Source organism: Carboxylicivirga caseinilyticus (assembly GCF_050589785.1).
GTDB classification, from domain to species: Bacteria; Bacteroidota; Bacteroidia; order Bacteroidales; family Marinilabiliaceae; genus Carboxylicivirga; species Carboxylicivirga caseinilyticus.
The window spans coordinates 73,671-88,546 of the sequence record NZ_JBNGOX010000003.1 but is presented as its reverse complement, the minus strand read 5'-3'; the positions used below and the strand labels follow the sequence as shown (position 1 = coordinate 88,546).

General features: G+C 34.1%; 9 protein-coding genes and 1 tRNA gene. 3 read left to right on the top strand and 7 right to left on the bottom strand.

All coding sequences use genetic code 11. From position 1 onward, the window contains the following. The first annotated feature begins 8 nt into the window (after positions 1-8). On the top strand, positions 9-644 hold the full coding sequence (locus ACRD62_RS02270) for a trimeric intracellular cation channel family protein (protein ID WP_321411894.1): 636 nt from the start codon (positions 9-11) through the stop codon (positions 642-644). Here the strand turns inward: ACRD62_RS02270 and ACRD62_RS02265 are convergent. From ACRD62_RS02265 to ACRD62_RS02255, 3 genes are all read right to left on the bottom strand, one after another. After that, positions 620-2,626, bottom strand: a complete 2,007-nt coding sequence (locus ACRD62_RS02265; RefSeq protein WP_430818495.1) for an AAA family ATPase — start codon at positions 2,624-2,626, stop codon at positions 620-622. The genes ACRD62_RS02270 and ACRD62_RS02265 overlap by 25 nt on opposite strands. A 3-nt stretch (positions 2,627-2,629) precedes the next feature. Next, the gene (locus ACRD62_RS02260; RefSeq protein ID WP_430818494.1) at positions 2,630-4,771 is read right to left on the bottom strand and encodes a tetratricopeptide repeat protein; all 2,142 of its coding nucleotides are present in this window, start codon (positions 4,769-4,771) and stop codon (positions 2,630-2,632) included. 117 nt (positions 4,772-4,888) lie between these two features. Beyond that, positions 4,889-6,601: a M23 family metallopeptidase gene (locus ACRD62_RS02255; RefSeq protein ID WP_430818493.1), complete on the bottom strand. Its 1,713-nt coding sequence runs from the start codon at positions 6,599-6,601 to the stop codon at positions 4,889-4,891. A gap of 245 nt (positions 6,602-6,846) precedes the next feature. On the opposite strand from ACRD62_RS02255, the gene ACRD62_RS02250 reads away from it, so the two are divergent. Both ACRD62_RS02250 and ACRD62_RS02245 read left to right on the top strand, forming a co-directional pair. Then, complete coding sequence (locus ACRD62_RS02250) at positions 6,847-7,602, top strand: NigD1/NigD2 family lipoprotein (RefSeq protein WP_430818492.1); 756 nt, start codon at positions 6,847-6,849, stop codon at positions 7,600-7,602. Positions 7,603-7,911: 309 nt separating this feature from the next. Continuing rightward, a tRNA-Arg gene (locus tag ACRD62_RS02245) sits at positions 7,912-7,985 on the top strand. A gap of 56 nt (positions 7,986-8,041) precedes the next feature. On the opposite strand, the gene ACRD62_RS02240 is transcribed toward ACRD62_RS02245, so the two are convergent. Genes ACRD62_RS02240 through ACRD62_RS02225 form a run of 4 tightly spaced genes read right to left on the bottom strand, consistent with a single transcriptional unit; the run spans position 8,042 to position 14,442 of the window. Next, positions 8,042-9,223 carry a hybrid sensor histidine kinase/response regulator gene (locus ACRD62_RS02240; protein WP_430818491.1) on the bottom strand — a complete coding sequence of 394 codons (1,182 nt, stop codon included), beginning with the start codon at positions 9,221-9,223 and terminating at the stop codon, positions 8,042-8,044. Positions 9,224-9,230: 7 nt separating this feature from the next. Beyond that, positions 9,231-12,299: a response regulator gene (locus tag ACRD62_RS02235; RefSeq protein ID WP_430818490.1), complete on the bottom strand. Its 3,069-nt coding sequence runs from the start codon at positions 12,297-12,299 to the stop codon at positions 9,231-9,233. Between the two features lie 24 nt (positions 12,300-12,323). Continuing rightward, entirely contained in the window at positions 12,324-12,758 is a 435-nt protein-coding gene (locus ACRD62_RS02230; RefSeq protein WP_430818489.1) for a response regulator, read from the bottom strand. Positions 12,759-12,765: 7 nt separating this feature from the next. Further along, complete coding sequence (locus ACRD62_RS02225) at positions 12,766-14,442, bottom strand: PocR ligand-binding domain-containing protein (protein ID WP_430818488.1); 1,677 nt, start codon at positions 14,440-14,442, stop codon at positions 12,766-12,768. Positions 14,443-14,876 lie beyond the last annotated feature (434 nt).

Genomic DNA, 14,876 nt, shown 5'->3' with positions numbered 1-14,876 from the left:
AAATAAGGATGGATCCAATTATTATCTTCGATTATATCGGAACCATGGTGTTTGCCATTAGTGGTACGCTAACGGCAGCTCAAAAACGGCTGGATTTATTTGGTGCTATGTTTATTGGTTTTGTTACCGCAATTGGTGGTGGAACCGTAAGAGACATTATGCTCGGAAATTTACCCGTTACCTGGATCAAAACTTATGAATATTTCCTCCTTATTTTATTGGGAATTGTACTAACCGTTGTCTTCAAAAAGATTGTAATAAAACTAAAGAATACCTTGTTTCTGTTCGATACCATTGGTATAGGCGTATTCACCGTATTAGGAATGGAAAAAACACTTGAATTAGGTATTTCACAACCCATAGCTGTAGTAATGGGATTGATTTCAGCGGTAGTGGGAGGTATTATCAGGGATACACTTTGCAACGAGGTTCCTTTGATTTTTCATCGTGAGATATATGCTACAGCCTGCATTGCCGGTGCCATTGTTTATTTGGCTTTACGAAATATTGGATTTCCTCCTTTAGCATACACATGGATTACAGTTGGAACAATCATCACCATACGTTTGATTGCGGTACGTTACAAGCTGGCCATACCTCTGCTAACTATTAGTGATGATCAGTCTTCTTCAAATCCCAAATAATCTGCAATACCTCTATATTCAGAAGCTTTATCATCATCACCCATTTTATAACAGGCCTCACTCAAATAATAATACGCTTCAGCACTTTTCTTTTTAATGTTGATACATTGCAGAAGATCATTGTATGCAGCTTCGTATCTTTTCAACAATAAACGATTAACTCCCCTGTTGAACAAAACTTTATAGGATCTTTTTTTGAGACTCTGGGCTTTACAATAATCCTGCTCAGCTCCCTCCAGATCACCAATTTCACTACGTAGCTGTCCGCGTCGGATTAAAGCATCCAGATAGACAGGATTCAGCTTAATGGCTTTATCCAGATTACCCAAAGCTGCTCTTCTGTCTTTGTATTTAACTACACACTCATTGGCCATTAAATAATACTCGTGAGCAAAATCCTCAACATTCTCCTGTCGTGTCTTAATTTCCTGTTCAAGATCATTTATTTTTGACTTTAACTCACTTATTTTAGAAAGCTTGATACCAATCAATCTTTGAACTGACTCAACAGACAATGCCTCCTGTTTCTCGTTACCCAATGCGAAACTTTGAACAGCCTCCGTAAATTTATCCTGATCGAACTTACACATCGCATTAACAAATAAGTCACGCGCCTCAGCCTTATTCATCTCTTTCTCAATAAGCACCTTATCATTGGCGGTCCTGGAGAATTGAACCACTTCAGGCTTTACAATTACATCACGCTCACTTACATTGGTTTTAAGGATGATTCCATTCAACGATCGGCAACGACTGAGAGCCACATACAGCTGACCTCCGGCAAAAGCGCCTCCCGAAAAATCGAGCATTACTTTGTCGAATGTCAAACCCTGACTTTTATGTACCGTTATTGCCCAGGCTAATTTTAATGGGTACTGCGTAAATGATCCAAGCTCTTCTTCGATGATCCGATTGTTTTCTTCATCGTATTTATATCGGATATTGCGCCAGACCTCTTTCTCAACAAAGCAAATTTCGTCATTCTCCAGCCTCACTTGAATTCCATCTTCATTCATCTCCTCAATACGACCCAGACTACCATTATACCAACGTTTCTCCATATCGTTTTTCACAAACATCACCTGGGCATTTTCTTTCATAACCAGGTTCTTTAAGGTTGGCAAAGCAGATTCGGGAAACTCACCGGAAATTTTTCCGACAAATTCTTTTTCCTTGCCTTCCAGCTCCTCCAATTTCGAATCATTGATATAATCAACTGTATCACGACGGGTTGCCAGAGTGATAAAAAACTCGTCAATTGGGGTTGAAAACCCAGGCAGACATCTTGCATTGATAGCTTCAATATCCTTACGGCCGGCTTGTTTTAAACGTACCCTATCCAAAAGATTTACAAAACTATCGTCTTTCTGGCGATATACTTTTTTGAGTTCAATTTGTATTAATGGTATCTTCTGAAAAACACGGGCTGAAAAGAAATATGGTGTTTGATAGAAACGTCGAAGAATCTGCCATTCATCTCGCTTAACAACAGGCTCCAACTGAAAAACATCCCCCACCATAAGTAATTGCTTGCCTCCAAAAGGCAGGTTCATATTTTTAGTATAAACGCGTAGTACACGATCAATAAAATCTAAGATATCACCTCTTACCATCGATACTTCATCAATAATAAGCAGGTCTAACTCTTCGATTAATTGTTTATGTGCTTTCCGATATTTAAGAAAATCAAAGATTCGACCTTTGGCAGTTGATAAATCCGGATCATCGGGCAGTATTGGCCGAAAAGGCACCTTAAAAAAGGAATGTATGGTTACTCCACCAGCATTGATGGCGGCTATACCCGTAGGAGCTACCACCACAAACTTTTTATGAGTATGTTGACAGATGTATCTTAAAAAAGTTGATTTACCCGTGCCAGCTTTACCCGTCAGATAAACAGATGAGCTGGTATATTGAATCAGCTTAAATGCATCCTGAAACTCATCATTATCGGTATCTATTACCTCCGGAAGGGGATTCATCTACTACTCTTTTACTTCGGTTGAATCAGTAGCTACCTTCTCCGTACCATAGCGCTTGATTACATTATACGCTTTGTAAATACCCAACTCACCAGACTTACTCAAATCAGCGGTTCCTTCCTCTTCTTTCTCCAGATAAATTAAAGTCAACCCTCGGTTAAAAAAGGCCTCTGAAAATTCAGGATTGAGTTCAATGGCTTTGGTAAAATCCTCCACACCCTGAAGAAAATCTCTTTTTAAACAGTGCAGAATGGCACGATTGTAATATGCAAACTCAAATTCAGGCGACAATTCGATAACACGATTCAGGTCTGCCAGAATTAAATCATAATCAATCACATATTCCAATCCTTTATCTTTATCAGATGCATTGGCATCAGAATTATTATCCTTAACCCTCAACGGTCCCTGCAATTTTAACTCCGACATCTGAGCCTTTTCTTCTTCCATGGCTCTGATCTCTTCAACCATTTTGTGTCTGATATAAGCCCTGTTGAATAAAGCTAACACATTATCAGGTTGTTCAGTCAACAGCCTATCATAGTGCGAAATAGAGTTAGTATAATTAGCAACAGAACCATACAAAACACCACGCACAAGTAAAAGTTCCTGATCTGCATCCTTCTCATCCAGTTCCTCAGCAATTTCATTAATTGAATTGAATATGCTCATACTACGAACTCCCTGGGCTTCGATTTCGCGGTTGGTAATTTTCAGCTCTTCTGTATACAGCTTTTTCTTGTTGAAATCAGCGACTTCTTTTTCATAGTACTTTGGTCGGCTAATGATAGTGTCTGCTGAGAAATAGGACAAACCAAAAACAGGTTCCAAATCAATAAATATGTTCCGGTTCTGTACCTTACCTCTTATGTTGGCAAATTCCTGCTCATCATTTTCTTCCTCATTAAAGTCATCAAGAACCGCCAGTTTATTAGCATTTCTAATGTCCTTATCCGACTTCTTACGTGTTGCTTTTGCAGTTTTACCGTCCGAGTCTTTATCATCATCCTGTTTAGAGCCACTTACCTCAGCTATATCTGATTTATCACGACGATCCATCTCTATTTTAGCAGCAGTCATATAATCAAGCCTGGCTCCTTCTAAATCATTAAGATGCTGTTTGGCAACAGATCGTACCTGATAGCCTGCACCAAAGTTTGGATATTTATCAATAACAATATTCAAATCATTTAAAGCCTGACGATACTGCCCCAGTTCAACTAACAATTGTGCTCTTTGGAAAAGAACGATATAGTCATCAGGATTAATCGCTAACACACGTGAAAAATCTTCAACCGCACGATTTAAATCTCCCACTTGAGCCCTAAGAATTCCTCTGTTATTATAGGCCATTGCATTTTGTGGTTCCAATTCAATAACCTTTTCAAAGTCACTCATTGTACCCCTTAGATCGTCTAACTGGTAGCGAATACTACCCCGAATCATATAATACTGTGCTTCATCATTTTTTAATCCAAGCACCTTATCATAATCCTGTAATGCCTCTTCGTATCTTCCCATCTGGTAGTACAGGTAACCTCTGGTTGCAAAACCATCAGCCATATAAGGATTACGCTCAACCACCGTTGTAAAATCTTCCAGTGCTCCAATGCTGTCTTTTGCATGAATCTTAGCCATACCCCTCGTAAGATAGGCACTCAACATAGAAGGATTCTTTTCTAAAACCGTATTATAATCTTCGATGGCCGATTCAAAATCATCCAATGCTGATTTACTTTGCCCTCGGTTAATGAGGAGGTTGATATTATTAGGTTCTACTTTAAGACCTTCGCTATAGTCTTCAATGGCACCTTCGTATTCTTTTCTTTTGCTCTTGATGATTCCTCTCACGTTGTAGGCATCAACCAGGAATGGATTTTTACCTAAAGCCGTATTCAAATCAATTTCAGCACCATTATAATCTTCCAGATAGTATTTAGCCAGTCCTCTGAAAAAATACGGTTCTGATAAATAAGGCTTTACTCTAATAACTTTATTAAAATACTGTATAGCAAGAACATAATCCTCAAAATACAAGGCATTCTTACCAACAGCCAGCATTCTGTCTGTATTAATCTGAGCTTTGGCCTTTGGTGCTCCAAAACTCAATATCACTAATAGGAAAAGTATATATCGTTGAATCATTAATGGTCCAATCTATTCATTTATAGTATTGACAAATATAGTTATTTATCAAATCACACCTTCTTAATTAAAATTAAAGTTGAGAAGCTTCGCTTCATTAGAGCAGCAACTCTTTGCCTATCTGGTAAACTCAACTTTAAATTCTGACTGATTATTTTTGCCATCAGCAACTTTTACATGCAATTCATGTTTACCTGAGCTAATGGCAATATCCTTAAAATTACCAGTTAATAAATTTTGTTTGGCATCATATTCAAACAAAGCCCATTCTCCGTCAATCATACATTCATATGTATTCACACCACTAAAATCATCTGAGATTAAAACATTGATGGATGAACTTCCACTATAATTTTTTGCCGATGGTACTTTTGTCAGACGAATCTTTGGTGGTACGGTGTCAATGGCCAGACCAACTCTTCCAAAATTACGTGTTGAAGCTTTGATATAACCATCTTCAAATTTACCACCCCGGTAATATATCTTATTTGTAGCAGTTACACCTGCCATGCATAGTTTTTCTTTTAAGGACAATAATGAGTCGCTTATCTGTATACCAAACGACATAAATTTATGCACAGGAACATGAAAGTCGCCAATTGTATATACTGAAGATAACAATCCTTCAACCACTGTATCCTGCTTATTAATTAAGAGTTCGGCATCCTCGTACAATGCATAGGAAGGGATTGTCACATTAAGATCCAGACTATCAATATTAACCGACTGATTATATTTAACCACCCTATGATCTTTAACCTTTTCAACAAATGATGAAGGTTCGTCACCAATAATAGTAAAAGCTAACTCTGAAGTATTACCCATAACATCAGTAATAACATACTTCATATTATAAGTCTGTCCGGGTTTTACATCCACAGAGTAACTTCCGGCGTGTTTATTAATACTTAGTTTATTATTGGGCAACAGGTAACTTCGTTGAATCACTTTACCTGTCCTTAACTTTTCAGCATAGTCAATTTGCGCATTCAGATACCTTGTTTCAGCAAAACTAAATTCGTTGATCAATGAATGAAAGACCAATGTATCATTTGCAAATAACTGAATAGATGAGACTCCACATTTACGCCAGCTATTACTTAGATAATCCAAAACTTGCACTCCAACGCCAATTTTACCATAAGCTTTTACCTGTTTCCAACCTTTCGGATGAAATTTACCGTCATAATGGACTGTAGGTGAATAATAATCGTCAGCCTTGCCTTTAATACTGGATTCTTTTTCCAAAGCATAAAGCTTAACACCCTGAATTTGCGGTTTAACGTCATCTTCAACATCACTTCTAAACAACATCGGATCCATTGGACGTTGTGATGCTTTATTCCTGATCTCATAATGTAAATGAGGTCCTCCTGAACTTCCCGAATTACCACTATAACCAATAACCTCTCCACGTTCTACGGGCACTTCACCATTCTTAAAAAACAGTTCTACCTCAAATGATTTTTCTGCATACTGCTTCGCTCTTACAATCGAATCTATTCTATCACTATATCGCTCCATATGAGCATATACCGTAGTATGTCCGGATGGATGATCGATATATAAAGCCTTTCCATAACCACCTGATGAAACTTTAATTCGCGAAACACTGCCCTTATCACTTGCATAAACCTTATAACCTGTTTTTCCATTGGTGGTTAAATCCAATCCAGAATGAAAATGATTAGATCGCAATTCGCCAAAACTACCGCTAACGACTGCTTTAATTTTTAATGGTAAAACAAAATCAGGGTTAGAATTATTCTGAGCAATTACACCAATAACATAGGAACAACAAACTATAACCAACAAAAGTATCTTTCGCATATCTCTCTTTTTCACTTCAGGCAAAAATAAAAATTGACCTTTTAAATAACAACTGATAAAGGAAGTTGTTATTGCCTAACTGACGCAACCTCATGAATAAAATTTCATCATAAAGTTAAACTGTAATAAACTAAAACAATGGCATATTTTTTCATATAGCTCTCTTACAACACTTAGTACTTTTGTGTGTAAAATGAAGAACTATTTTGGAAAATCATTGTCTGACTTTTAAAACTTTTACAAAAATGAAAATATTTGGATTTGGTTTTTTAGTGATCTTATTGGGACTTTTAACTCATAGCTGTAACGATTCTGATGGATATTCTTTGAATGACATTTGGGTAACCATTGGAAATATTGAAGTTGAGGATGATAGTTACATCATTGTAACAGATGGAGGAACCAGATTATTTCCATCAGCCACTGCTATGCCTGATTATGGATTTGATGATGGAGACCGATTGTTTATTAATTTTACCATTTTGGGCGATGGATCTGAAGAATCGGGCATTGACCACTATATAAAGTTAAACAGCTACAGGAGAATATTAACTAAAGGCCTTATTGAACTAACAGAAGAAAATGCTGATTCGATAGGAAATGATCCGATTTGGTTTGGCGATACCGAAGAGGATGTATGGATTTCGAATAATTACCTTAACGTAGGTTTTATCTATGAAGGATCTCCATGGGTTACACATTATATCAATTTGGTTATTGATAGTAATAACCCAACTAATGAAGACGGTATTCCGGTATTTGAAATCAGACACAATGCCAACGACGACCCCTATTCGCAGCCTCCTTTAAATGCTTTTGTGTCATTTGATTTGACGGAATTGCAATACCCGGAGCAAACAGAAATTACTTTTATAGTAAAATCAACAGGTCGAAGCGAAAGTGAAAACTTCGAAAAACAATTCACTTACACTTATCTTGAAGAAGAAACAATCTCGATGCAAAATATGGTTATTAATGACACAAATGTATCGATTAAATAACCTGTATCAGTTGCAAATCATCTTACGAAGAGCCGACAGCTATTTTAGTCCGGCTCTTTGCTTTTAAACAAAGCACCTATTAATTAACCAATTGCAATACCTACCTGATTTTTTTGCATTTTTTAATGATAATAATTTTGTTGCAAACAATCAATTTATCTATATTTGCACCGCATTTACGGCAAGGGCCTGATTAAATGCAAAAGATTGGTTCCGTAGCTTATCCCGATAACTATCGGGAGGATAGAGCATTTGATTGTTCAAGTTATCGATCACATTAATGGAATTAAAGAAAAATTAAGACATATTGGTTCCGTAGCTTAATTGGATAGAGCACCTGGTTACGGCCCAGGAGGTTAGGGGTTCGAGTCCCTTCGGGATCACATTAAACCCAGTAAATCAATGATTTACTGGGTTTGTTATTTAAAATTCATCGTGTTTAATCTGTACTCATTTTGAATTCAAGAAGAACAAAAGCTCCATCTTCAGTATTTCCATATTCCAACTTTCCGTTTAAAAAATTCATAATCAATTTAGACAAATAAAGATCCAAACCAATATTTTGGTCGACATGCTTTTTACTTGGATTTAGTAAAGAAATATCATGATTTAACATTTCACTAGAGAACCCCTCTCCATGATCACTAATTTTAAGTCTTAAAACATTTTCATTCAATTTTAAGTCGATATTAATAATTGGCTCATCACCAGAGTATACAATGGCATTCTCAATAATTCTTTCGAGCACTTCATTTATTAAACTTAAATCTGTAGTAACTTCTTTTTTATCGATTGTTTTATTTACCTCCCAAATAATGTGTTTTAGAGGAAATTTGTTTCCCATCTTTTCACACATATTATTTAGAACATGAACAATATCAATCGATTCAAATTTTGTTCTTAACCTACCCGTTTTAATGGATGAAATCAGCAAAGCATCAAATGAGAATTTCTGCAACCTTTCCACCGATGTTTCCAAAATCGTTACTGATTGAATAAGATCTTTATCATGAACCAAAGTTTTCAGAATTTCCATTGAACCTACAATTCCATTCAATGGCGTCCGAATCTCATGACCAATAATGCTCAAAAACTTATTTTTTGCATCATCCAGCTGTAAAAGTTCTTTATTGGCATTTTCGAGTTGCTTTTGAGTTTTGATGAGTTCCATGGTTCTCTGTTCAACTCTTTCTTCCAACATGAGATTCATATTTATCAGTTGATCTCTTCTTTTTTTTAGTTCTATATGAGTTGCAATCCTTGCCAATAACTCATTAACTTCAAAAGGCTTATATACATAATCCTGTGCTTTTAAGACAAAACCTTTGGCTGTGCTTTCATTATCAGTTTTAGCTGTTAAAAAAATAATTGGAAGGTTGTCAAATTTAGTATTATCTCTGATTCGCGAACAAACTTCAAATCCATCCATACCAGGCATCATAACATCTAATAAAAGCAGATCAAAATCATCATGGTCAATCCAATTCAGGGCATCTAGTCCATTAAATGCAAACTCGGTGCTATATCCTTCTGCTTCTAATAAGTTCCCTAAAATCTGAATATTTAGTAAATTATCATCAACAATTAGAATTCTCCCATTCGTTTCTTGCCTTGATGTCATATGCTGATTATATGTAACTGTTCAATATATTAAGGATCTTCAATATTTTTTCTATATTATAAGATATAGTAGCCATTTCAAGTTCTTTCCCTAATTCAACAAGAACACTTAAATCATTTAACCTTCCAAAAGATTGAAGATCAATTGCCAGTTGTTTAATTTCTTTATTGGCTCTTCTGGTATTTATTGAAGTTAAAACCAATTTAAATTCTTCAATAAATAATTTACGCAAGTCGGAGTTTTTAAAAACATTACTGATGTTATTCTCATATTTTTCAATAACATGATGTGAAGAAATCTTCTTATGTTCTAAAAACTGACATAATAGTTCAATAACCTGATCAAACATTAATGGTTTTGTTAGATAACCATTAAAAATTTTTAATATCTCATCCTTCTGATGAAACACAGAGGCAGTTAATAATGCAATCGGTATTTTATAATCTTTAAGCTTCCTTCTAATTATTTTAACAGCCTCAATACCATCCAACTTAGGCATGCGCAAATCCATAAAAACAAAATCCGGCATTTCGTTGACAATTCTTTTGACTGCAATTTCTCCATTTTCAATCTGTTCAACTTTCAAATTATACTGATGCAAGAATCCAGTTATTAAGTCTCTATTTTCTTTATCATCATCTACAACAAATACTTTTTGTCCTATAAAATCAACTGATTCTGTATCAACAATTCTCTGAACTGGTTTAAGAATTTCGTTTTTATAAAATTTAACATCCTTAAGTACAAATGAAAAGCTACTTCCCTCACCTACTTTACTTTTAATCTGAATCTTACTATCATGAAGCATTAAAATCTTATCAGAAATTGCCAATCCCAAACCTGTTCCCCCATAGAACTTATCATCCTGTCCCTCTTGTTGTTCAAACGGCTTCAAAATCCTTAATAATCCCTCATGTGTTATTCCAATTCCGGAGTCTTGAACACAAAATCTTATATCTGCCGAATCATTTGTCATCGAAAGTATGCCTACATTTACCTTAACAAATCCTTTTTGGGTAAATTTGATTGCATTACTTATTAAGTTCATCAAGACTTGCTTAAGACGCAACTCATCAATCATAATTTGGTGTGGCAACTTATTATCAATTCCAATTGAAAACTGTAAGCCTTTTTCAATTGCCTTAAGCCGAAACATATCCTCAATCTCCTGCATCAATACAATAAAATTTATTGGAGAAGGATGAAGTTGAACTCTCCCTGATTCTATCTTTGCCAGATCGAGTATATCATTAATAATACCCAATAATGTTCTGCCACTTGATTTAATTGATTGTATATAACCTTTCTGGAGGGGATTACTAATTTGACGATCCAATAAATCAGCAAAGCCTAACACAGCATTCATAGGAGTTCTGATTTCATGACTCATGTTAGCTAAAAATTCACTTTTTGCTTTGTTAGCTGACTCAGCATTTCTAATTGCCACTTCTAATTTCTGATTAGCTTCATGTAGTTTCTTGGTTCTCTCTTTCACCCGCTCTTCCAATTTTTCGTTTAATTTCCGGATTCGTTCAAGAGATCTTTTTTTGTCAGTAACATCCAGTTTAACCGCAACAAAATGGGTAACAATCCCTTTCTCATCCTGTAATGGTGATATAGACGTTGATTCCCAATAAAGAGTACCATCCTTTTTACGGTTTAAGAATTCACCTTTCCAAACCTTACCGCTTTTTATAGTTTTCCATAATATTTCATAGTCGGCGAGCTTCATTTCTCCAGACTTTAATATTCTTGGATTTTTCCCAATAACTTCATTTTTAGAATATCCCGTAACTTCTGTAAATGCTCTGTTAACATATTCAATCTGTCCATTTAAATCAGTAATCATTACAATGGCTGGACTTTGTTCAACAGAGATTGATAATTGTCGATTCTTTTCAATCGCTTCCTTTCGAACCGTAATATCACGAATATGTAAAATGAAATATAATGGTACTTTATCTATACTTTTAACTAACGAAATGGTTAATGAAGTCCAAATTAGTTTTTTATTATTCTTTATTAGTTTAATTTCAATATCTTTATGCAAAGGCTCTTTGTATCTATTAAAAAAATAATCATTTTTAACAGTTAAAACATCCTTACTAAACATATAATCAAACAAAAATTTATTTTCGAGTTCACTCTCATCCTCTTCCAACATGGAACAAAGCATTGGATTAACCTTAAGCAACTTACCATCAAAACCAACAATGGCTTTACCAATATTTGCATAATCAAATATGTGACGAAACCTTTGTTCACTCTCAAGAAGTTTTCTATTTTGCACCTCAAGCTTATACTTATGAAATGAACTCATCATTAAATAAGGAAGCTGGTTTAGATAATGATCTCTTTTTACTATGTAATCATTAACCCCAAGATTTAATGCTTTTATGGCAACTTCCTCACACCCCTGACCTGTAGTTATAATGATTGGAATTTCTAACTTCCGCTCCTGTCTGATAATTTTACTTAAACCTATTGCTGATAATCCAGGTATATTATAATCTATAAGAATAATTTGATAATCAGATTTATTACTCGGACTATTCGGCAATATATCAAGCATTTCAGATGCACTTTTTACGAATTTAAATCTAAAATTTAACGCATAACGCTTAAAATGCTCCTTTGTTAATTCAACCGCTTCCTGCTGATAATCCAGATATAATACATTTATGATTTCATTAAAATAGATGTCTCGTTCAACTTTTTTTTTAATATGAAAAGAAATAACCCCAATTAACTTATCTAAATACTCTCCTTCTTTAATTATATAGTCTCTGGCTCCAAGTTTCAGTGCACTCATTGCAACCTCGTCATCTTCAGTTCCAGTCAACATTATTAATACTGTTTGTTTCTTATTTACAACAAATTCTTGTAATAGCTCAGTACCGTACCCATCCGGTAGCATGTAATCAATAAGGGCTACTTCATAATTATTAACCAATAATTTTAATGCATCAGAAACCGAAACTGCAACATCAATCTTACAATCATTAATTTCTGCTTTCAATTTCCTTATTGTTAGATCTGCATCTAACTTTGAGTCTTCTAATAATAGAATTTTCATGAATTATCGATTCAATTGTAACAATTACCGTATACCTGGTTTATTTAAAACACTCCAATAGAGTTCTATCTGCACAGCAACATCAATAAATTTTTCAAAATCTACCGGTTTTAACACATACGAATTAACACCCAGTTTATATGCCTGCTTCACATCATCATCTTCTGAAGAGGTGGTAAGAACAACTACCGGAACACCATTTAGTGTTTCACTTGACTTTATATACTTTAAAACTTCCAATCCTGAATATTTTGGTAATTTTAAATCCAGTAAAATCACAACTGGTAAAGGAGCTCCATCTTTTAATTTCTCCATCCAACGGATAGCTTCTTCTCCATCTCTCAATACAATTATTGGATTTGATAAATTACGCATTTTAAAAGCCCTGAGTGTCAAATCAACATCAACAGGATTGTCTTCTATTAAGATGATAGAATTCACATTATTATCGTCAGGCATACGAATATTATTTTGGTATTTTCATATAAAACGTTGTTCCTTCACCAAGCACACTCTTAAATGTCACCTCTCCACCTATCCTTTGCATTGCTTTTTTAACCAGAGCTAGCCCCACACCATTACCTTCATAATCCTCAGCTCGATGCAGTCTTTGAAATATCTCGAAGATTTTATTTTTAAACTTCATATCAATTCCAATCCCATTATCTTTTATTGATAAAATATCTGACATTTCATTTTCATTGAGCTCTATTCTTATCATCGGGTTGCTTCTGTCTTTTGTAAACTTTATTGCATTCCCTATTAAATTTCTAATCGCTATGGTAAGTGAGTGAGCATCTGTGTTAATATAAGATTTTAACACATTTATTTCAACTATAATTTTCTTATTTGCAATGACATCCTTATAAAGGCTGATCTCATTGTTTATCAATTCAACAATGTTGATATGTGAAATATTTATTGGAATCCTTTCTAATCTGGAATAGTTAAGCAAATCGTCAATTAACTCATTCATCTGCTCGGCACCCTGACAAATGTTCTTAATAAATATTTGGGCCTCTTCATTTAATGATGAACTATAAACCGTCTGAAGCAGTTTACCATATCCATTAATACCCCGCAAGGGAGCCTTTAAATCATGTGAGACTGAATAAGTAAACGATTTAAGCTCATTATTCAAATCCTCCAATTGCTTAGTTCTTTCTTTTATTCTAGCCTCTAAATCAATATTTAATTGTTTAATCTTTTTTTCTGATTCTTCTAGCTTCTTTTCGGCCTCTTTTCTATCCGTAATATCTTGCAATGTAACAGCAAATTGTCCTTTTTTTGGTGAGAATGCATTAACCTGAATCCAACAATTAAGATCACTCGAATACTCTTCAAAACTAACATCTTTACCTATCAGTAAAGACTCACCAAATTTCATCATCCATTCTGATTGTTCCTTACCAAAAAATAAATCAGTATATTTTCTGTTAATTAATTCGCTTGCCTTAAAGCCAGTGATCATCTCAAAGGCCAAATTAACTTCTAAATACCTATAATCGTATGCCCTACCTTTTTCATTTGTAATAATTTCACACAAGGCAAAACCTTCATTTATATTCTCAAATAATTTCCGATACTTTTCCTCACTTACCTGCAGCTGCTTTTTCGTTTCTTCTTCATGTAACTTTGACAAGCCTAGTTCAGCAATTACAATGGTCATCTCAGACAGAAACTCCAATTTAATCTTCACATCTTCTTCTGATAAAACCGGTACTTTTGATAAAGCATTTAGATAGGATTCTTCATTAAATCCATATTTTTTTGATTGCTTATTAAAAAAAGTAATATCCGGAGATTCAAAAAAGAACTGTCCTGTAAATAAATTCCCAACATGCTGTCCATCAACTAATATAGGCACTGCTACATCAATTAACCCATTCAAACACTTATATACATTATATTCTCCTCCCTCTCTAATCTGATTGGCCAATAAAGTATCACTAATTTTACAATTTTTTGCAGTATCAGAATTGATTCGATGAAAATTTACACATATGCTTTGCCAACCTGATTTTGATAATATATTTCCCTCCAAATCCAATAAGGCAGAAACAAGTCCAGTAGCCTTTGTGTAGGTTTCCAATAGCTTCTCAACTTTTTCAACATCTATTATTTTTTTTAGATCATATTGCATCACAATAAATCAATAGGTAAGACATATTTCTAATACAACTTAAATAACATTTACTTTACTCAATAAAAAAGTACCTATAAATTAAATTTGAGATTCATAATATGTTATTTTAAATCTAGTTAATTCTTTTTCAACATAAAACTTAATTAAATATATTTTGTAAATTTTCCAAACTAAAATCATCTTTATTTAAACAGAATAAGAACATCCTATGTTAAAAAAATATATATGTAATCCTTTTAATATTATTACAATGGATGACATGTTTTTATTTAAACTTTACTGTAAACAACGAAACTTTTGTATCATCTTAACGTATTTAAACACTTATAATACTAAATAAAACACATCATTATTGATTTTAATATTAATTAATTAAGAGATAATAAATTTATTTTAGATTAAAGATTATTTAAATGTAATTTCTATTAAAG